At 67.5% G+C, this 19,698-nt stretch carries 16 protein-coding genes and 3 pseudogenes; 7 read left to right on the forward strand and 12 right to left on the reverse strand.

What is annotated here, in order from left to right; translation table 11 throughout:
• The first annotated feature begins 114 nt into the window (after positions 1–114).
• Positions 115–2,322, forward strand: a complete 2,208-nt coding sequence (locus HEP85_RS38945; RefSeq protein ID WP_248002295.1) for a M4 family metallopeptidase — start codon at positions 115–117, stop codon at positions 2,320–2,322.
• Positions 2,323–2,491: 169 nt separating this feature from the next.
• Here the strand turns inward: HEP85_RS38945 and HEP85_RS38950 are convergent, their stop codons facing one another.
• Complete coding sequence (locus HEP85_RS38950) at positions 2,492–3,406, reverse strand: transposase family protein (RefSeq protein WP_369658159.1); 915 nt, start codon at positions 3,404–3,406, stop codon at positions 2,492–2,494.
• A 66-nt stretch (positions 3,407–3,472) separates the two neighbouring features.
• Between HEP85_RS38950 and HEP85_RS38955 the strand changes: the two are divergent.
• Positions 3,473–4,273: pseudogene (locus tag HEP85_RS38955) on the forward strand (transposase); the annotation flags it as partial.
• A gap of 66 nt (positions 4,274–4,339) precedes the next feature.
• Here the strand turns inward: HEP85_RS38955 and HEP85_RS38960 are convergent.
• From HEP85_RS38960 to HEP85_RS38970, 3 genes are all read right to left on the reverse strand, one after another.
• Positions 4,340–5,248 carry an IS3 family transposase gene (locus tag HEP85_RS38960; protein WP_369658033.1) on the reverse strand — a complete coding sequence of 303 codons (909 nt, stop codon included), beginning with the start codon at positions 5,246–5,248 and terminating at the stop codon, positions 4,340–4,342.
• Between the two features lie 5 nt (positions 5,249–5,253).
• Positions 5,254–5,559 carry a transposase gene (locus tag HEP85_RS38965; protein WP_168532067.1) on the reverse strand — a complete coding sequence of 102 codons (306 nt, stop codon included), beginning with the start codon at positions 5,557–5,559 and terminating at the stop codon, positions 5,254–5,256.
• Between the two features lie 78 nt (positions 5,560–5,637).
• Positions 5,638–6,684, reverse strand: a complete 1,047-nt coding sequence (locus tag HEP85_RS38970) for an IS110 family transposase (RefSeq protein ID WP_168532068.1) — start codon at positions 6,682–6,684, stop codon at positions 5,638–5,640.
• 261 nt (positions 6,685–6,945) lie between these two features.
• Between HEP85_RS38970 and HEP85_RS38975 the strand changes: the two are divergent.
• Positions 6,946–7,381 (forward strand): annotated as a pseudogene (locus HEP85_RS38975) (FAD-dependent oxidoreductase); the annotation flags it as partial.
• Here the strand turns inward: HEP85_RS38975 and HEP85_RS38980 are convergent.
• Both HEP85_RS38980 and HEP85_RS38985 read right to left on the reverse strand, forming a co-directional pair.
• On the reverse strand, positions 7,345–7,605 hold the full coding sequence (locus tag HEP85_RS38980; protein WP_168524967.1) for a hypothetical protein: 261 nt from the start codon (positions 7,603–7,605) through the stop codon (positions 7,345–7,347). The pseudogene HEP85_RS38975 and the gene HEP85_RS38980 overlap by 37 nt on opposite strands.
• A gap of 142 nt (positions 7,606–7,747) precedes the next feature.
• Positions 7,748–8,734 (reverse strand): DUF1259 domain-containing protein, encoded by a 987-nt coding sequence (locus HEP85_RS38985; RefSeq protein ID WP_168532069.1) that lies wholly within the window; start codon positions 8,732–8,734, stop codon positions 7,748–7,750.
• A gap of 1,260 nt (positions 8,735–9,994) precedes the next feature.
• On the opposite strand from HEP85_RS38985, the gene HEP85_RS38990 reads away from it, so the two are divergent.
• Positions 9,995–11,527, forward strand: coding sequence for a hypothetical protein (locus HEP85_RS38990; RefSeq protein ID WP_248002297.1), 1,533 nt, complete (start codon positions 9,995–9,997; stop codon positions 11,525–11,527).
• Between the two features lie 177 nt (positions 11,528–11,704).
• Positions 11,705–12,513, forward strand: a protein-coding gene (locus HEP85_RS38995) for an IS5 family transposase (RefSeq protein ID WP_248002298.1) whose coding sequence is annotated in 2 segments (ribosomal slippage) — positions 11,705–12,049 and positions 12,052–12,513 — 807 coding nt in all. Because the reading frame shifts where the segments join, the coding sequence is not laid out codon by codon here.
• Positions 12,514–12,534: 21 nt separating this feature from the next.
• Here HEP85_RS38995 and HEP85_RS39000 read toward each other — a convergent pair.
• Positions 12,535–13,343 (reverse strand): IS5 family transposase gene (locus tag HEP85_RS39000; protein WP_168532071.1). Its coding sequence is split into 2 segments (ribosomal slippage): positions 12,535–12,995 and positions 12,995–13,343, totalling 810 coding nucleotides; the frame shifts between segments, so codons are not numbered across the junction.
• Positions 13,344–13,405: 62 nt separating this feature from the next.
• Here HEP85_RS39000 and HEP85_RS39005 point away from each other — a divergent pair.
• Positions 13,406–13,765, forward strand: coding sequence for a hypothetical protein (locus tag HEP85_RS39005; RefSeq protein ID WP_168532072.1), 360 nt, complete (start codon positions 13,406–13,408; stop codon positions 13,763–13,765).
• Positions 13,766–13,874: 109 nt separating this feature from the next.
• Here the strand turns inward: HEP85_RS39005 and HEP85_RS39010 are convergent.
• Positions 13,875–14,698, reverse strand: a protein-coding gene (locus HEP85_RS39010; RefSeq protein ID WP_248002562.1) for an IS5 family transposase whose coding sequence is annotated in 2 segments (ribosomal slippage) — positions 13,875–14,359 and positions 14,359–14,698 — 825 coding nt in all. Because the reading frame shifts where the segments join, the coding sequence is not laid out codon by codon here.
• Positions 14,699–15,789: 1,091 nt separating this feature from the next.
• Here HEP85_RS39010 and HEP85_RS39015 point away from each other — a divergent pair.
• The gene (locus tag HEP85_RS39015) at positions 15,790–16,362 is read left to right on the forward strand and encodes a hypothetical protein (RefSeq protein ID WP_168532073.1); all 573 of its coding nucleotides are present in this window, start codon (positions 15,790–15,792) and stop codon (positions 16,360–16,362) included.
• 335 nt (positions 16,363–16,697) lie between these two features.
• Here the strand turns inward: HEP85_RS39015 and HEP85_RS39020 are convergent, their stop codons facing one another.
• The 4 genes and pseudogenes from HEP85_RS39020 to HEP85_RS39035 all read right to left on the reverse strand — a co-directional run bounded on the left by HEP85_RS39020 (position 16,698) and on the right by HEP85_RS39035 (position 19,668).
• Complete coding sequence (locus tag HEP85_RS39020; RefSeq protein ID WP_168532074.1) at positions 16,698–16,988, reverse strand: STAS domain-containing protein; 291 nt, start codon at positions 16,986–16,988, stop codon at positions 16,698–16,700.
• 482 nt (positions 16,989–17,470) lie between these two features.
• Complete coding sequence (locus HEP85_RS39025) at positions 17,471–17,785, reverse strand: WhiB family transcriptional regulator (RefSeq protein WP_168532075.1); 315 nt, start codon at positions 17,783–17,785, stop codon at positions 17,471–17,473.
• A 551-nt stretch (positions 17,786–18,336) separates the two neighbouring features.
• Positions 18,337–19,146: pseudogene (locus HEP85_RS39030) on the reverse strand (IS5 family transposase); the annotation flags it as partial.
• 222 nt (positions 19,147–19,368) lie between these two features.
• Positions 19,369–19,668 (reverse strand): hypothetical protein, encoded by a 300-nt coding sequence (locus tag HEP85_RS39035; RefSeq protein WP_168532076.1) that lies wholly within the window; start codon positions 19,666–19,668, stop codon positions 19,369–19,371.
• Between the last annotated feature and the right edge of the window lie 30 nt (positions 19,669–19,698).

The following is a 19,698-nucleotide window of genomic DNA, read 5'->3' on the forward strand; positions in this document are numbered from 1 at the left end:
AGACGGCGTCTGGCCGCGACCGTGGTGATCACGACCGCAGCACTTGCGTTCTCAGCCCTGCCCGCCTCGGCGGGCGCCGAGTCCACTCCCAACGCATCCGGGAACACTCGGAAAGTGGGAGCGCTCCCACAGGTCAAAGCGACAACCAGGCCTGAGGCCAGGACCGTTCACCTGTCGCCCGGACAGCGTCGGCAGCTGCTCGACCAGGCGGCCAACGCGGCACCGGACACCGCCCGTTCACTGAATCTCGGCCCCCACGAGAAACTGATCCCGAAGGACGTGATCCGGGACGCCGACGGGACGGTTCACACCCGCTACGAGCGAACCTACGCCGGCCTGCCCGTGATCGGCGGTGACTTGGTGGTCCATCAGAGGCAAGGGGCCCGCACCGTCACCTACGCAACCAAGACGAAGCTGACCCTGCCGACGACCACGGCCAAGGTGCCGGCCGCCGCGGCGAAGAAGTCGGCCCTGAGCAAGGCGACTTCGAAGGGCACCCGCAGAGCGGGTTCGCACACGGCCCCTAGACAGGTCGTCTGGATGATGGACGGCCGGCCGAAGCTGGCCTGGGAGACCGTCGTCACCGGCGTGCAGCAGGACGGATCCCCGAGCGAACGTCACGTCGTGACCGACGCCGCGAGCGGAACCACCCTTGAGAACTCCGAACACGTCGAGTCCGCACAGGGCAACAGCCTCTACAGCGGGCAGGTCACGATCGGCTCCACTCGCCAGGATGACGGCACCTACGCCCTGATCGACCCGGAGCACGGTGGCCACCGGACACTCGACTCGAGCGTCAACTCCAACGGGGTGCTGTTCACTGCTGACAACGATGTCTGGGGCGACGGGACGGTGGCGAATCCCCAGACCGCGGCGGTGGACGCGGCATACGGCGCGCAAACGACGTGGGACTTCTACAACGACCGCTTCGGCCGCAACGGCATAGCCGACGACGGCCGCGGCAGCTCCTCCCGAGTCCACTACGAATCGCAGCAAGGGGTCCCCCTCGCCAACGCCAACTGGCAGGACGGCTGCTTCTGCATGAGCTACGGCGACGGCGCGGACGGCCAGCATCCGGTGACGTCCCTGGACATCGCCGCGCACGAGATGACGCACGGAGTCACCTCCTCCACAGCCGGTCTGGGCGACTTCGGTGAATCTCCGGGCCTCAACGAGGCGATCAGCGACATGATGGCCGCCGCCGTCGAGTTCTACGCCGACAACCCGAACGACGTGCCCGACTACACGATGGCCGAGCTCGACAACCTGCACGGCGACGGCAAGCCCATCCGCTACATGGACCGTCCCTCCAAGGCCGGCATCAGCTCCGTCGGCTACGCGCCCCTGGACTACTGGACGCCGCAGGCGAAGTCGCAAGAACCACACATGGTGGCCGGGGTGGGCGACCACTTCTTCTACCTGCTTGCCGAGGGCAGCGGGCAGAAGACCATCAACGGCGTGGACTACGACAGCCCCACATACGACAAGCTGCCGGTGGCGGGGATCGGACGGACCGCCGCAGCCGACGTGGTGTACCGCGCTCTCACCGTCTACATGACCAGCACCAGCGACTACGCGGGCGCCCGGACCGCGACGCTCCAGGCCGCCGCCGACCTCTACGGCTCGCAAAGCAACGCCTACGAGGCCGTTGCCAACGCCTGGGCGGCCGCCAACGTCGGAAACCGTTTCGTCAACCACATCGCCGTGGAGCCGCCGCCGACCGAGCCGGTGGCTGTCGGCCAGCCGGTCAGCCGCCAGTTCAGCGCCTCCAGCACCCGGCCGGGGCCGCTGACCTACTCCGCCAAGAAGCTCCCCCTCGGCCTGTCGATCAACCACACCACCGGCCTGATCACCGGCACGCCCAAGAAGGCCGGCGACTACAAGACGGTCATCGTCATCAGGAACGCGGTCGGGGACACCCGGAAGCTCTCGTTCACCTGGACCTCGCTTGAATCCGGCGGGCGCTTCTTCGTCAACCCCAGCACATATCTGATCCCCTTCGAGAGCAAGGCAGAGTCCCCGCTGATCGTCCAGGGGAAGCCAGGCCATGCCCCGAGTGACCTCAAGGTCGCGGTCGACCTCGACCACCCGTTCAGCAACTTCATGATCATCGACCTGATCGGCCCGGACGGCACCGTCATTCCCGTCAAGCCCTGGGGACCGGGCTGGGAGCCCGTGCCCGAGCTGCACGAGACCTACACGGTCGACGCCTCGGCGGTCACGAAGGTCGGCACCTGGAAGCTGCGCGTCACCGACGGCACCCCGGGCATCTACAGCTCCTGGGACCCGGGCCATCTCCAGCGCTGGAGCCTCACCTTCTGACGATCCGACCCAATAGGTCGTAGCCGAAGCCAGGCAGGCAGATAGCGTAACGGCCACCGCTTGGTCGCCAAGGGCTGTGCCCCGGGAGATCATGCGGTGGCCTTTTTCCGGACTAACGAGTTGGTGCGTGATAGCGGGTGAGGCGTGTTTGCCTTGGTCACGGCCGCCTTCAGATGCTGGTGTTGCGGTCGGAGACGAGGCCGGCGATGGCTCGGTAGGTGTCGGGCAGGCGGTCGCGGCGATGTGTCCAGCGGGTCAGTTGCTTCCAGCGTTTGTGATCAGCGAGGGCGTGTTCGACGGTGATGCGGTCGGAGGAGTGGCCGTGGCGGTCGTGTTCCCACTGTTCGACTCTTCCGGGCAGTGCTCCCGGCCGTGGTTTTCTCGGCGGTGTGATCGCTTGCCCGCGGTGGTCGCGGCTCAGGCCCAGGTAGCCGTCGTCCAACAGGACCTCGACGTCGGGGAAGTGCCGGAAGCAGACGGCGATGCCTTCGTTGCGGGCGGCAGTGGCGTCGTGCATACGCCCAGGTCGTAGGGCATCGGTCCATAACGTGCGGCCCCGCCAGTCGGCGATCACGGTGGCCTTCATCGTGTTCTGCTTCTTCTTGCCCGAGACGAATGCGCGGCGGCCGCCGCGGCCGGCCGGTGGCCGGCGGACCTGGATCTCGGTGGCGTCCAGACGCAGCTCGACACCTTCGGCCTGGGCGTAGGCAAACACATCCGTCAGAGTCCGAAGCCGCGGGCCGGGACGGTCCGGAACCGCGCACCCCCGCTCCGCCAAGAGCGTGCGCACCTCTCCGATCGCCCGGGTGACCGTGGAACGGTCGACACCGAACAGCAGCCCCAGCACTGAGTGCGGCAGGTCGTGCCGCAGGTGGATGAGTGTGGCCACCAACCGGTCGACGAACACCAGCTGATGGCGGGCGCCGGCACCTTCGGCCCGCTTGCGGGCCCCGCCTCGCACAGCATGGCGACGACCCTCGACCCCGGCCTGCCACGGCTCGGCCAACTCTTCGACCAGGCACGCAAGATGACGCCGGGAGAGCCCCGTGAACAGTCGATGCGCCAGCACCGCCCGATTGACCATGATCGCCACAACCGGATCATGCCACCTGCGTGACACGAAACCTCACCCGCTATCACGCACCAACTCGTAAGCGAGGTCATGGCGCACAGCGCCTGTTGGGCTACCGTGCTGGACGCGCCGATCTACGACGGGCCCCGCGCCCGGACCACCCTGGAACGCTGGCACCAGGTCCACGGACTGCTCGACCAGGGCGTCGGCTTGCTCGAATGCGCCCGCCGTCTCCAACTGGCCCTGAACACCGTCAAACGCTACGCCCGCGCCGATCGGCCCGAGCGCATGCTCCGCGTCCCCAAGTACCGCGCCGACCTCGTCGACCCCTACCGCGAGCACTTGCGCAAACGCCGAGTCGATGACCCCGGCGTCCCCGTCAAGCACCTCTTCGAAGAGATCAAAGCCCTCGGCTTCACGGGCTGCCTGAACCTCCTGCACAAGTACATCAATCAGGGCCGCGCGGACGCCGACCGCAGCCATATCTCCCCGCGCAGGCTCGCCCGGATGCTGCTGACCAGGCCCGACAATCTCAAGGCCGAGCAGCACCAGCTCCTGGCCAAGCTCACCACCGCCTGCCCCGAGATGACTCAACTGGCCACCAATATCAGGGACTTCGCCCCACTCCTTACGCCGCACGCCGACAACGCCGACGCGCTCACGCCCTGGATCGCCCAAGTCCGAGCAGCCGACCTGCCCCATCTACATTCCTTCACCCGGGGCCTGGACCGGGACGTCGACGCCGTGATCGCCGGGCTCGCGCTTCCGTACAGCAACGGCCCCACCGAGGGCGTCAACACCAAGACCAAACGGATCGCACGCCAGATGCACGGACGAGCAGGCTTCACCCTGCTTCGGCACCGCATCCTCCTCGGATAGCAGGACGCCCCGTCACCACCGAAAGCGAGACAGGGCCGAACGTTTTACAGTCCCGACAGCGGGTGTTTACGCTGCCGGGACGAGGTTCTGCCTGAGCAAGGATCTCGTTTCGAGCGGGGTGACGTACCCGTAGTCGGGGTGCCGACGGAGCCGGCTGCGGTTGTACTCGACCTCGACGTAGCGGAAAACGTCGGCCCGGGCGGCCTCGCGGGTCTCCCAGGTGGTCGTCCCGATCTCCGCTTTCAGGATGGCGAACCAGCTTTCCGCGGCGGCATTATCGTAGCAAGAGCCGACACGCCCCATCGACTGCCTCATGCGCAACTTGCGTATTTCGCTGCGGAATTCGTCACTCGTGTACTCGCTGCCGCGATCCGTATGCATGACGCAACCCTGCTCCAGGCCGCCACGCCCGGCCGCCATCCGCAAGGCGGCGACCGGCAGTTCGGCGCGATGATGGTCGGCCATCGCCCAGCCGACCACCTCCCGCGTCGCGAGATCGATACAGGTCGCCAGATACAACGTCCCTTCCAGCGTGCTGAGTTCAGTCATGTCGCCGACGAGCCGCATCCCGGGCCGGGGCGCGGTGAAGTCCCGGCCGATCAGGTCGAGCGCGAACACCGCCCGCTTCGCCTGCCGGGTCAGGCCCCGCCGCCGGCGGCGGGTGATCCCGACGATCCGGTGCTTGCGCATCAGCCGCTCGACCTTCTTGGAGTTCACCACCCGCCCGGCCCGCCGCAGGGCGGCGTGGATCCGCGGGGCCCCGTAGGCACCGCGAGATCCGGCGTGAAGCACCCGGATCTCGCCCACCAGCACCTCCTCGGCCCGCTCCCGCACCGTCCGGGCCCGCCGTGACGCTCTGTGCGCGTAGTAGGTGGAACGGGGCACTCCCAGCACACGGCACAGAAAAGCAACGCTGTGACCTGCAGGATTACCCTCCGATGCCTTCTCCGCATCGATGAAACGACACCGTGCCACGGTGTCTACCTCATCTTGTCCCGAGCGAAGAAGGCGGTCGCTTTTCCCAGAACCTCGATCGTGGCCTCCTGCTCGCGAACCTTCCGCCGCAGCCGGACCAGCTCCTCACGCTCCGCAGTGGTCAAAGCCCCGGCAGGCCCCTCACCGCGGTCGACCTTCGCCTGCTTCACCCACCCCCGCAGCCCTTCCGGACTCACACCCAAATCCCTCGCGACCTCGGTGACCGTCTTCTCCGAGGACAACGCCAAGGCGACCGCGTCCCGCTTGAACTCGGCCGTATACCGCTTACTCATATTGCTCTTGCCGCTCACTACCTGTGACTGCTTCCTCCGGGACCATCCGTCCCAGTATCAAGCTGTCCGACCGGCAGGGGGTGCCTCTGTGTCCTGTCAAGGTGTGGCGGCGGGAGATTGGGCTCGTCGTTCGTCGGCGAGCATGACCTTCCAGACATGATCGGCCAGGCGACGCTTCAGGCAGCGCTTGGCCTCCTTGCTGGTCTTCCCTTCGGAGACTTTCCGCTGGTAGTAGGCGTGTCCGGGCGAGTTGGGCATACGGATCTGGACGACGGCGATGGTGTGGAGCACGGAGTTGAGCTGCCGGTCACCAGAGCGGGAGAGTCGGTGGCGGGACTTGTCCGCGCTGGCGATCTCCACGGGAGCAGTGCCGGTGTAGTTCGCGAACGCCGCGGCGGTGGGGAAGCGGCTGGCCCGTCCGACTCGGGCGATCAGCCGTGCGGCCAGCACCGGGCCGATGCCCGGGGTTTGCATGAGCGTGCTGTCCGCAGCGGCCACGAGCTCCTCGAGGTGGGCGGCATTGGCAGCCAACTGCTTGTCGAGCGCGCGGACCTCGGCCACGAGGTCGCGGGCCAGGCCCTTGCGGACCTTCTCCACCGGGCCGGCGGGCCGGACGGTGCGCAGCAGGGCAGCTGCCTGGTCGGCGGACATCTGCTCCGGGGCGCCTCCCGGCAGCAGGTCCCGCAGCAGCGCGTGCAGCTGGTTGACGGCGCGGACCCGCGCCTGGGCGAGGTTTACCCGCCGCTCGTCGAGCATGGCCAGGGCGGTGGAGTGGTTCTCGGCTTCCACCTCCCGGCCGTCGCCGTGCAGGTGGGCCACGGTTGCGGCGGCGGCCGCGTCGATCTGGTCGTTCTTGCGTCCGCCGCCGCGCGAGAGCTCGCGGACCCGGCTGGTCGCCGTGGCGGGGACGTCGATGACGCGCTCCCCTCGGGCGATCAGCCACTGGACCAGGTGCCGGCCCAGTCCGTTGGCGTTCTCCACCGCCCAGCTGCGCTGCGGCCACTGCCGGGCCCAGCGCAGCAGGCGCCGGTACTCCGACAGGCTCGACCGGATCGTCACCGACGACAGCTGTTGCTGGCTGTCGGCGGCCACAGCGGCAGCGGTGTGGGTGGACTTGTGTGGATCAACTCCGAGCAGTACCACGGGACGGTGCTCCCAACAGGTGCGTGACCGACAGGGACGTCCACGGCCGACACTCCGACTTCCGGAACCAAACGGGCCGGGACACGCCTCTGTTGAGTCAGGCCGCAGACGGACGCCGGGTCGGTGGCACACCCCCGGAGAGCCAGCCTCGGAAGGCGGCAGGAACCTCACGAGCCATCCGATCCGGCGTCCTACGGAGACGCTACGAGCGGCCAACTCGACCGCGCTCCGCTACAGCCATACAAGTCGGAACCTCAGACCTGGCACACGAACCTGGACCTGGCCGACGTCGAGGCCGTGCGATCAAGCCTGCTGGCTTTGTTCGATGGCTGGGCCACTCCCGTCCTCGACCTCCTCCGCCACGGCACCGCTTTCGTCCACCGCCCCCTCTACGTCCTGCCCGTGTCCCACACCTGGGCCCACGTCCCCGGGGTGACGCTGCTGGGCGACGCCGCCCACCTGATGCCCCCCATTGGGGGCGGGTGCGAACCTCGCGATGCTGGAAGGCGCAGAACTCGCCGAGTCCATCGCCGCCGTCCCCGGTCCTGGAGATCTGGACAAGGCCGTCCGCGCCTTCGAGGACCAGATGTGGGCACGGGCCGGCAGGTGGGCGAAGATCACGACGGCCGGTCTGGAACGCCTCGTGAGCCCGGACCCCGCTCAAGCCCTCGCCGTTTTCGACGAAGTCCAGCCATCCTGGCTGCCAAGCGCGAGAGCACCAGCACCAGCAGCTCGCCACGGCTTCATGGGGCAGTACGGCACCGTCCCTTCCGGCAAAACCACCGCCGTCGCGCGCACCCCTCGGCCGTCCTCGAACAGAAGGTCATCGTCGACGAGGAACGCCATCCCCTCGGGAATCGTCGGTTTCCCCGACAGCCCCCAGGACTCCCAGCCCTCACTGGAGTAGAACGTCAGCTCCATGCCCCCGACCGTACGGACGAGACACAGCTCACCACACCCCACAAGTGACTTCGAGCAGTAGCCCAAATAAGGTCCGCGACGCAGGGTTGAACTCCAGGGCTTCGCTGAAGTCGAACGGGCAGATGTTTGTCTCGTGGCCGCATCAGGCGGCTCCCCCGGGCATGGGCACGACGTTGGTGGTGTCCACGGCCCGGCGAATGGCCTTGGCGAGGCTGACGGCAACACCGACGGCCCAGTAGTGGACGAAGAACAGGCGTGGTTCGTCGGTGAGGTTGTGATGGTGCACCTCGACGAGTTCGACGCCACCGCGCCGCAGGGCCACGAGGACGGGCTGGACCTCCTTGGCGATCATGACCAGGTCACCGCTGAGGGCGGCCCTTCCACCGCCGAGCGGCTGGAAGCTGACGGAGGTGGTGGCACCCAGTCCCGGAGGCAGGATCACAGGGCCGTCGGCGACGGTCTCGCGGCGGACATAGGTGCACCTGTAGATCTCGCCGTCGGTGGCGCCCTTGACACCCAGGGCGGCGTCGATCGCGGCGGTGTTCAGGTCGACGGGCGGCGAGGAGGTGGTGGTGGGTTCGGCGGGCGGAGTGCCAGTGCAGTCGAATGCGGCGCGCAGACCGCGGGCGACGGTGACCGGATCATGGCCGTGGGCATGCAGATGAACCCACCAGACTTCCGGCTCGTGGGCGAGCAGGTGCTTGTGGATGGCGGTCTGCATGATCCCGTGCTCCTGCAGGACGTCACTGAAGTGCTGCAGTTCCCGCTCGGTGACCACGGCGTCGCCCATCAAAAGCGTGCTGTGGTCCGCGTACCGGACGAAGGACACGTGCGAGCCCAGGACGAGCGCGGGATTGATCCGGATGCCGCGGGAGAAGACTGTGAGGTCCCGGCGCGGCAAGCCCGTGTGGTACATGAACCGCCTTATGTCACCGGGTCGGCCGAGAGCCTCGCCCACGTCCGCCCAATCCGCCAGCTTGGTCATCACCGGTTCGACCAGGGCGCGGTCCTGCGGTCCGGGGGACAGGGCGCGGGCCCCGGCAGGCACACCGGCGAGTACGGGCGCAAGGGCTGCCGCAGCCAGTACGCGGCGCCGGGAGCGGGTGTCCTGCTGTCGCTCGTTATCCATGTCCTATGCCTCCTGGCGCGATGGAAGCACAGGAGACCGCGCGGACCGCTGATCGGCACAGCCACAACCCGCCAGGTGGGCTAACTGACTGCCGCCTATGGACCGGGGCTATACAGCGGCTCGCCGCGCGAGCCATTGAGGCCATCCCAGCCAGCGTCTGCCGGACATGCCGTGGCGGCCGAAGGGGGACCCCTCGCCGAGTGGTGTGGTCATACGGACCGCGTGGCTCCGCTCAGGATCGTGGCGGAAGACGCCTGTCGGCCCGCGTCCAGGCTGTCCGTGCTGCCCGCAGCCGTCAGCAGCACGATCCGGCACGGAGGTGGCTGCGCCGCCCCGTTGACCTGCACAGTCGTGAACTCCGCATTGCTGTACCACTTCGCGGGACGCGATGGAGCGTTTGGGCACCGTCTTGTCCGACCACGGCGAGCGGGAAGCCCGGCTGCTGCGGGAAGCCGGGCTGCTGCTATCCGCCGCCTCCCTTGCCGCAGAAGAAGCGGCCTCGGCGGCTGTCACGTGCGCTGAGGGCGCCGGTTGGGCTGGTGGCTGCTGGGGCATGGCGTGGGGTTCCGCACCTCTCGGGCCAGTCGGATAGTGGACGCACGAACAGCTCGCCGCCTTCCAGGCAGTCATCGAGGCCCGCTGGCCCTGCCGTTCGCCACTGTCGTGCTCGGCATCCCCGTGACCGTCACCGCCATCCAGGACCGGCCCGGCAGCGGCATCGCCGCCCGGTGCCGTTGTTCCTCATGAGTGATGTCCTCCGATCGTGACCTGGCATGCGTCTCACTGAAGCGGCGGTGACCGGCGCCGCTGGACGAGGGCGCTGCGGGGCCTTCCGGTGTTGACGGAGTACGGCCGGGGGGAGGGTGGGGCTTCGACGTGTGCGATGTCCTCTTGATTGTCTGTCAGGCAAGATCACGGTTGTGGCATGAGTGTCGATTATGTGTAGGCGACATGGATAATCTGTGTTCCCGTCCGGTTCCCTTCTGCTGTGTGGTGCCGGTCAGCACCAAGAGGAGGATGCCGTGGGGAACACCCCTGACGTCCTGCCGGACCAAAGTCCCGAAGAACCGGGGGACCTCGAGGAAGCAGGAGTGGCAACGGAAGAAGCCGCTGCGGCTCGTGTTCCTGTCCGCCGTCGCTTGCGCGCAGACACTGAGCCCTGCCGGCGCCTCGGGCACGCGTCAGGCAGCCTGCCTGCCGGGCGGAAACCGGTTCGTGCGACCACCCCCAGGCCGCGCACCAGGCAAGGAGACGGTGTACGTGTACGACGAGGAAGCGGCCAGGGAGCGGTTCCTTCAGGCGGGGTGCAGCCCCGAGGAGGCCGACACGCTGGTGAATGCAGGCATCGATCCTGACATCGTCGGAGCTCATGCCCGCGACGCCGTGGGCTTCGCCTCCGCCGCCGCCTTTCACGATCTGCCCGACCTCAACCACTATCTGCAGGCCGCGGGCGGCGATGCGGACGAGGCCTTCAAGCAGTGGGCGAAGGACTCCGTGGAGGGTCCCTTGTACGAAGGGCAGGACGACGACGCAGAAGCGGACGAGGGGTGCGACGGCGAAGGGAAAGACGAAGACGACGGCGAGAACGCTCGCGGCGTCTACGGATGGGTGAGCGCCTACATCACCCATGTCGGCGCGGGGGAGTACTCCATCGAGCTGTACGACGATCTGGGCTTGCCGGGCAACGCTGCTTACGTGGACACACTGACCTTCTCTGTACCCGCCACGATGCCTGCCGGCTCGCCGGCCGACCGGGATGCCCAGGTCATCAAGGCGGCCACCGAAGAACTCGCCGACTACGGATGCATCCCGGCCTCCGACTTCCAGGGCAGCGGCGACAGTTTCAGCGTGCAGGTCCGCGCGAGCGACCACGCCCGGCAGTGGCTCGAGGACCAACGGCCGCCGGCAGAAAATCTCGAACTACTGCTGGCCGGGCTTGAGGGCCTGGTGGACGATCTGACGACCACGCATCCAGGCCGCGACCGGCCCTGCATCGACACCATCCCGCACCCCCACCCGGGTCGGCCGGTCACGGCCCCGGACGGCGGCGCTCGCACCTCGATCGTCGGCTGGAGCGACCGGGAAGCCTTCCTGCAGGCAGTCGCTGCCGACGTGCCGGACAGCGTACGCCTCGAGCGATACCAAGGCGGCTGGTCAAAGCGCCTTGACGGGGCAGAAGACCTGAAGCATCCCCGGCTGCGGGGCCTGGAGCGGGTGCGGGCCGAAGCAGCCCAGCGCGATGGCGAACTGAGCGGCTTCACCGCCACCTTCCGCTCCGGTGACGTGGTGCACCACTACCAGGTGAGCGCCGACTGGGCCCAGGAACTGGACGAGTGCCTGGACGACTGGGAGATGCGTGTGAGGGGCGCGCGGGAGGAGCAGACCCGATTCCCGCACCTCAAGCAGTGGGGCCAGCATCTCTACCAAGCCCTGGTCGACGACGATCAGTTCATGGCGGCCGAAACACCCCAAGACCAGGACAGCAGGGGCGGGCATCTCGCCCGCAGCATGTTCGGCCCCGACTGCCCGATTCACTCGCATGACATCCAGTGCGCCCTTGCCAACGCACGGGCGAAGCGGGCCGAAATCCTCCTCCAGCGGCAGCGGGCCCAGTGGCAGGCCGCCATCCCGGCCTGGGCAGCGCAACTGGCCACCTCGCCGGGCTTCCAACAGGGCACGACCGCGCAGCGCGCCATGCTCGCCAGCAACCTCCTGTACGCGCACCACCCCATGGCTGACACACCAGACCTTGTCCGCCTGCTGCGCACCGCGGCTGCCGACCTGCTGGCTTGAGACGACACGAGCGCAACGGATCGCCGGGACAGCGCGTCATCGCCTGTTCGCGGAGGGGGCGCCGCGAGTCCAGCCTGGAATTCAGCATGATCTAGCGCGGAACCCCGGGCGTTCGCGCCCGGGAGGAAACGCTTCTTAGAAGTCATCTCATTTGGTGGAGCCGGTAGGCTGCCGGTCATGGTGGGGATCGTTGAGCGGCTGGTGCCGGATGAGTTGTGGGAGTTGTTTCAGCGGGTGGTGCCTGAGGCTCCGTCGAGGCCTCAGGGTGGTGGACGGCGCCGGCATGGTGATCGTGAGGTGCTTGCCGCGATCGTGTTCGTGGCCACGTCAGGCTGCACGTGGCAGCAGTTGCCCACCGCTTCGTTCGGGCCGTCGGGGGCGACGGCTCATCGGCGCATTTCGGAGTGGACGAAGGCCAGGGTGTGGGCCAAACTCCACCGCCTGGTCCTCGACGAACTCGGCGCCTGTGGTGAGTTGGACTGGTCCCGCTGCGCGATCGACTCGGTGAACATGCGGGCCCTGAAAAGGGGGATCTGACAGGTCCGAATCCTGTCGACCGTGGCAAGTTCGGGTCGAAGATCCACTTGATCACCGAGCGGACCGGTCTGCCCCTTTCGGTGGCAATCTCGGGGGCGAACCTGCACGACAGCCAGGCCCTGATTCCCCTCGTGCAAGGGATACCGCCGATCCGGTCCCGCCGCGGACCGAGGCGCCGCAAGCCCGCAAAGCTCCACGCCGACAAAGGCTATGACTACTCCCACCTGCGACGATGGATACGCCGACGCGGCATCCAGCACCGGATCGCCCGCAGGGGAGTCGAGTCCTCACAGCGACTGGGACGTTACCGCTGGACCGTCGAACGCACGATGGCCTGGCTCGCCGGCTGCCGCCGCCTCCACCGACGCTACGAGCGCAAAGCCGAGCACTTCCTCGCCTTCACAAGCATCGCCTGCACCCTCATTTGCTACCGCAGGCTCACCAATTGAGATGACTTCTAACTGATCGTTTCAGAATGCGGTGCGGAGGCGCCCCAAGCAGATCATGCTGCAGGCGAGTTCGAGGAGGCCCTGGTGCAGGTCGGCTCGTATCTCGTACCGGTTGCGGAGGCGCTTGAACTGGTGGAGCCAGGCGAAGGCGCGTTCTACCACCCAGCGGGTCTTGCCCAGTCCGGAGCGGTGTGGGGCGCCGCGTCGGGCGATCTTCGGGGTGATTCCTCGGCTGCGCAGGAGTCGGCGGTACTTGTCGAAGTCATAGCCGCGGTCGGCGAACAGCCGCCGGGGACGATGGCGGGGACGGCCGCGCAGGCCCGGGATACGAGGAATGGCATCGAGCAGCGGCATGAGCTGGGTGACATCGTGCCGGTTCCCACCGGTCAGCGACACCGCGAGCGGGGTGCCGTGCCGGTCGACGATCAGGTGATGCTTGCTGCCGGGACGGCCACGGTCGACCGGCGACGGCCCGGTGTGGAGCCCCCTTTGAGGGCGCGGACGTGCGAGCCGTCGACGGCGCAGTCGTCCATCTCCAGCAGACCGGCCGCCCGCAGTTCGGTGAGCAGGGCGGTGTGCAGCCGGGGCCAGATGCCGGCTTCGGTCCAGTCCCGCAGGCGGCGCCAGGCCGTGACGCCGGAGCAGCCGACCAGTTGGCGTGGCACATCGCGCCAGGCCACGACGGTGCGCAGGACGTAGAGGATGCCCGCCGGCGCGATGCGGTCTGGTATCCGGCGCCGTCCCGCGTGGCGGTGTCGCCGCTCCGCGCAAGGCGGCAGCAGGGGCGCCACGTGCGCCCAGAGGTCATCGGGCACAAGATCGCTGTTCACGCACGGAAGCGTGCCAGAACAACGCGGTGGAGGTAGAGGGTTCCGCCCTGCATACTCGCCCGATGAGCGACAGCACGCAGCCGGGCAGCTGGGACGGCCCCTGGTACCGCATCCGCGCGGAGCAGTTCGAGGCCGCATTCCTGCCGGATGCCGACGAGGACCTGGAGTCGGTGGACGACATCGACGTCGAAGTGAGGCTGCCCGACGGTTCGCGGTGGAGTGCGACCATGTGCACGGTTGCCCGGGTCGAGGTCCTGATGAAGCGGTGGGCCAAGAGCGGAGAGGCCCTGGAGGGCCGCTACTACTGGTGCTCGGACGGTCTCATCGTCCGCGATGCCGGGGTCAGCAACATGGCCCAAGTCCTCGCCGGTCTCATCGAGAACGACGAATACAGACAGATCCTTCAGCGTCTGGAGGACTGAAGGCAACCACCCGGGTCTCCGCACCGCATTCTGAAACGATCAGTAAGTCAAGGCACTCTGACCAGCCCACACGACCCGTCCGACAGGCCCTAGGAGTTGTCGTCAAATGTCACGCCCACATCGAGGCGAGGGTGACGGCTGCTTGGTAGGACTCGGCGGTCTTGTCGTAGCGGGTCGCGATGCCGCGCCATTGCTTGAGGCGGTTGAAGCAGCGTTCCACGACGTTGCGCCGCTTGTAGACCTGCTTGTCGAAGGCCGGCGGACGCCCACCCCGGCTGCCGCGCCGGAGCCGGTTGCGGACTTGGTCCGCCCGCTCGGGGATGGTGTGCGGGATGCCTCGGTGTCGCAGCCAGGTCCGTATCGCGCGGGAGCTGTAGCCCTTGTCGCCGAGGACGTGGGCGGGCCGCACCCGGGGCCGTCCCAGCCCGGGACGGGGCACCCGGATCGCTTCCATCACGGCGGTGAACTGCGTGCAGTCGTTGGTGTTCCCGCCCGTGAGAGTGAAGGCCAGCGGGCGGCCGAGCGCATCGCAGGCAAGGTGGATCTTGCTGGTCAGGCCACCCCGCGAGCGTCCGAGTGCCGGCGGACAGAGCCCCCTTTTCGGGCCCCGGCCGCGTGCTGGTGGGCCCGCACGACGGTGGAGTCGACCGACACCAGCCAGTCGATGTCCCCGGCCGCGTCCGCCTTGGCCTGCGCGGCCCGCAGCATCCGCTCGAAGGTGCCGTCCTTGGCCCACCGGCGGAAACGGGTGTGCAGCGTGGCCCAGGATCCGTACCGCTCGGGCACATCCCGCCAGGCCGTGCCGGTGCGGAACTTCCACACGATCCCGTTGAGGACCCTTCGGTCGTCCAACCGCTTGCGGCCCCGCAAGGACGCGGGCAGCAACGGCCGGACGAACTCCCACTCGGCATCGGACAGTTCATGACGACGTATCACCCGACCATGATCCACCACTCAAGATCATCATTTGACGACAGGGCCTAGGCGGGAGGTGCGGTCCTCCTCATGCGCCGAACGTGCTGCCACCGGAGGACGGCTGCGGTTGCCAACAGGCCAACCGCTACAACCCCGGCTATGACCCGGCCCTCGAGCGGGCCCTGCCGCAGGACGAGGTAAGTCAGCCCCCCGAAACCCACGAGCAAGCACAACACGGACCTGGTGTAGGAGAACCTGATGACCCGGGTCCCCTTCGTCAACGTGACCTCGCCAGGGGTGTCCGATATCCCGCCTGAGCGGCCCGTTCTCCCGTCATCAGGCATCGAACCCTGCTTGTCGGACACGGCCATGTCTTCCCTTCCCCTCAATGGGGCCGCATGGTCCTCGTGACCACCACCCCCTAGCCAAGCAGGGTATGCCTGCCATCAGGTGCGCCGTTCAGCAGATGCAGTTTGTTTCCACCTCCTTCGGGGAGGGCGTGCTGTGCCTGATCGACCGCAACGGCTCCTTCCCCTCCGCCTGCTCGGCCGTCCCCCCCGCCCCGAACAAGCTCCTGCACACTGGCCCCCTCGACGCGTTCGACAGGGGCCAGGCCGGGATCTACCAGGCAGCATTCCGGAGTGGGACCACCCGGGCATGCCGCACCCGCTCGGGCGACTCACCGACCGGCCGGATGACCAGGGCAGGGCATGGGTGACCACCCCGCACATCAAACAGCTCGAACGCCTGCACCGCGACGGCCACCTCACCACGCCCGTGACCATCCAGGACTCGTGGACGGGAAGGCGAACGAGTCGCTGTTCAAGCCGTTCTACGCCGCGGCCCGCGAGGCCCGCACCGAGCTCATCCAGGCCGGCGGCGAGCCGTACAAGCACTACAAGACCCGCCTGTCGATCGCACTGCGTCCGGCACTGGCTCAACGCCTTCAAGGCCGTCCAGGAAGGCCACACCCTTGTCGCTCTGCGCAACGTCGACACTGCCATCTTCGGGACCCCCGACGAGACTCCGCCCGGCGCGTATCGGGTCGGGACAGGCTTCGACCAGGTGAAGGCCAAGTTCATCCAGCCCGGCCCCGAAGGTGACGACTGATGGCAGGCCCCACCGGACCGGGCCACTCCCTCGGCGCCGCACGCAACGACCTCCTGCGCGCCCAGGTCACCCCCTGCCACCGCCTCGCCTCCTACAGCGCCAAGCACTGGCACGCCCAGCTCAGCCAGCTCACCGGCACCCGCCGCGGGTACGAAGCCCTGGAGAGCGCCGGCCTCGACGTCCGCCCCGACACCCTCTTCAAGTGGCTGTCGGATCCTGAGCACAACATCCGCCGCAGTTACCGCGATCTCATCCACACCGCGTACGAGAACGTCGCCATCGTCCCCGCCGACCCCATCTCCGGCACAGTCAAGGACGGGCAGTTCGAAATCAGTGGCCTCGTCAAGACGGGCGCCGACGAACGCGAACGCGGCACCGGCCGAGCCGCCCCTCTGCGCATCGACGCAAGCCGCGGGGACTGGAGCGACATCGAGGCGCTCTGGCTGGCCGGCGACCTGCGTGACGACGACTTCGAGGACCGTTTCATCGACGACGTCATCGTGGCCGACATCGGTGAAGGCACCGACAGGTGGGAGTTCAGTGGAAGCTCGTATTCGGTCGAGCTCAGGTGACATGCAGCCCGGAAGGACGGCCGACACGGGAACCCCGCAGACTGCTTCGGGGCAGAAGGCGCCGGTCTTCCCCCTCACTCAGCAGTGGGGCCGCCCGCTGTCAAAGCTGCTGCTCACCCCGGACGCTCCGGCGTCCACGGCGGGCCGGTCGTGACGTGGTGAGGCCCGCGGCCTGACAGGTAGGGACAGACCTGTTGCATCACCTGTTGCGAAGAGGGGGATCAGCCACCGGTGGGTCCGGTTGCGCGTTGGCGGGGCCTTTGCGCTCGCTCCGCGACGGGCTTGCCCGGGGCAAAGGACCCGCACCGAACAGCTCGCGAGCCTTGCGGCATTGGTCAGGAGGCGAGGGCCTGGCGGAGGGTTTCACGGCAGTCGATGAAGGCGTCGGCGCCGACGAGCTGGATGGTGCGCAGGACTGGTGTGGTGGGGGCGGTCAGGCGCAGCCAACCGCTGGCCTCGGCGAGGTCACGGTGGGCGGCGATGAAGATGTTGATGCCCGTGGAGTCCATGAAGCCGACACCGCGCATGTCGGCCACCACACGAGGGCCGGGGGGCGCGGTGACCTGCAGCGCCTGCCGGAGGACCTCGCCCGTCTGATGGTCGATCTCTCCGTGGAGAGTGACCACGCGGATGGGGGAAACGACCGACAGCCGCCCCGGCTCCTCCCAGGCTCTCAGCACCGAAGCCTGGCCCGCCCGGCCCACACCCTCAGTCGTACCCGGGCACGGCAGAGGGCCCGAGACCGGGCGGGGATCGGGCCCTCAAAAACCGCGCGCCTTCCCGTGGGGCGGTGCAGCACACGATGACTCCTCAACGACAGCCGCACCCGAAAGACACGGACCGCGGCCTGGACGCTCTGGCACGTCTTCCGCCTGCGGAGTCCGCCTGTTCGGATCGATGCGGGGCGGATTACTACATCGAAGGAGGCGCTCCTGTGGGTGAGAGCGGCACGGTGCGTGAAGCGGCCCCCGCTCGTTGTTGCTCGAGCGGGGTGGAACTACACGTCTACCGGATCAAGGTGACAGATGTTCGGCCGTGCCGGCGGGCCTGGCCCCGTAGGCCACGGTCAGCCAAGACCGGCGTTCGGCCAGCATGCGCAAAGCGCACCTCAACTCGTCCTGGAAAGGACGGCAGCGGTGCTTTGTCTTTGCTCATGCTCGAAGCGGGCCGTTTCCAGAAGCCGTCGCCAGGAGACGACCATTGGTCGGCGCCGCAGCAAGGCTCGGCGCTCACGCTCTGTCATGCCTCCCCAAACGCCGTACTCGATGTGCTGGTCCAGGGCGTAGGAGAGGCACTCAGTGCGTACCACGCAGCCGTTACATAGTGCTTTGGCGCGGTTCTGTGTAGCGCCCGGGACGAACAGGTCGTCAGGGTCAGCCGTCCGGCACAGTGCTCGTTTACCCCAGTCGGTGCCCGTCATCATGCGATGCCGTCCTCTCCCCTGGTCTGTTCCTGCGAGTTTTCCCCTCGCCTGAGCAACAGGCATATGACACTACGAGGGTCGGGTACTGTCCGAGCCTTCGGGTGCACGACACCACCCATTCGAGTGAACGGCGCTTGTCCCCTGCGAACGGCAGCGCTATGCAAATGCCCCGGCGTGTCCAAGGGCCATGCTGTGAGTTCCCCGGCCCGATTGTGCGTGTATGCCCGTCCGGGCCCGAGACCGGCGCTGACCACGTCGACACCGGGTGCCGCCGCGTTCAGCAGACCGGCAGGGGCTGCGAAACGCCCAGCGGAGCCCGGATGCTGCAAGCTCGGAACATCACGCTGTCCCAGTACACCCGTCTTGTCGGAGCTCATGCGAATGGCACCGCCAGCCCGCGCCTGCGTGACGACGACTTCGGGGACCGCCTCATCGCCGACATCAGCGAAGGCACCAACGGCTGGGAGTTCAGAGGAAGCTCGTACTCCGGTCGAGCTGTGCCCGAAGCTGGCAGAAACGGACTTCACCAAAGAAACGCTCTTCGCCACCCTCCGCCGCGCCAACCCGCCACAATGGTTGTCGATCGAGGCGACGTGGATCATGGCTTCGGAACTGGCGGGCAGCGTCTCGTAGTCGCGGGCGAGACGCCGGTGCATCATGATCCATCCAATACTTCGCTCGACGACCCAGCGCCTTTTGACAACGTGGAAGCCGCGAACTCCTGGAGTTCTGTTGACGACTTCGATGTCGATTCCGAGCTTGGCTCCGTGTTCGATGACGGCGTTTTTGAAGCCGGTGTCGACCCAGCTCTTGGAGATGGTCGGGTAGGTCTTTTTGGCATGGTCGAGGAGCTGGATTCCCACGGCGTTCTCGGACAGGCTCGCGGCGGTGACGGTCACGGTGAGGAGCAGGCCGAGTGTGTCGGTGAGGATGCCCCGCTTGCGGCCGACGATTTTCTTGGCGGCGTCGGTTCCCTGGCTGGTCAGTGGCGCGTTGGTGGAGGTCTTCACGCTCTGGGTGTCGATCACGGACGCGGTGGGTTCGGGCTTGCGTCCTTCCTTCACGCGGGCCAGGCCGGTGAGGTCGTGGTTGAGCTGGGTGAGGATTCCCTCGTCGCGCCAGGCGGCGTAGTAGGCGTAGACGGTGGCGTGGTTCGCGAAGTCGTGCGGGAGGTATTTCCAGGGGATTCCGGTGCGGTTGACGTAGAGGAGTGTGTTGAAGATGTCGCGCAGGTCGACCTTGGCCGGCTGCCCGGTGGGCCTGCGGTCGAGTCGGGCCTTTCTCCAGGCCGTCAATGTCGGTTCGAGTAAGGCCCATCGGGCGTCGGACAGGTCGCTGGGGTACGGCTTCCGCTGGCTCACGCCGTAGCGTGATCATGGATTGCGGTGGTCGGCGCTGTTCCGCTACTGCTGGGCGTTTCTGCCTGATCTTCAAACCAGACGGACTTCATGCTTGAGAACCGGAGCAAACGGGCGGGCAAGTCCGCAGCCCGATGGACGCGAGGGTGCACGCATAGGACAAACAGCCCAAGCGTGACGGCCGCGAAAGTTACTTACCGGCACAGTTCATCTCTAAATGCCCACTCAGTCCTCGCCTGGCAGGTCATGACCCGCTAGCCAGTTCGGATGGTCCAGATCTTTGAGAGCCTGCTCCGACAGCCGGGCAAGTCCCGCACCTCGCCCGCGGGCGAAGCACGCGTGAGCCTCGCACCGGGCATGCTTTTTGGCAGCAGTTCGAGCGGCATCCTCGTTGTCGTACCGCGTCACGTTGTGCCGCTCGTAGCCCTCCTGCGAGTCTGCGGAAGCCTGTCCGCCTTCAAGGGCCCTGCAGCCCTCCCAGCCGTGGTACTTGTCACCCTGGCCGCTCACCCAGAAATCTGGCATGTCAGGGAGTCTGCCATGGGGGAGGGTTGC

Source organism: Streptomyces sp. RPA4-2, from assembly GCF_012273515.2.
Lineage (GTDB): Bacteria > Actinomycetota > Actinomycetes > Streptomycetales > Streptomycetaceae > Streptomyces > Streptomyces kaempferi.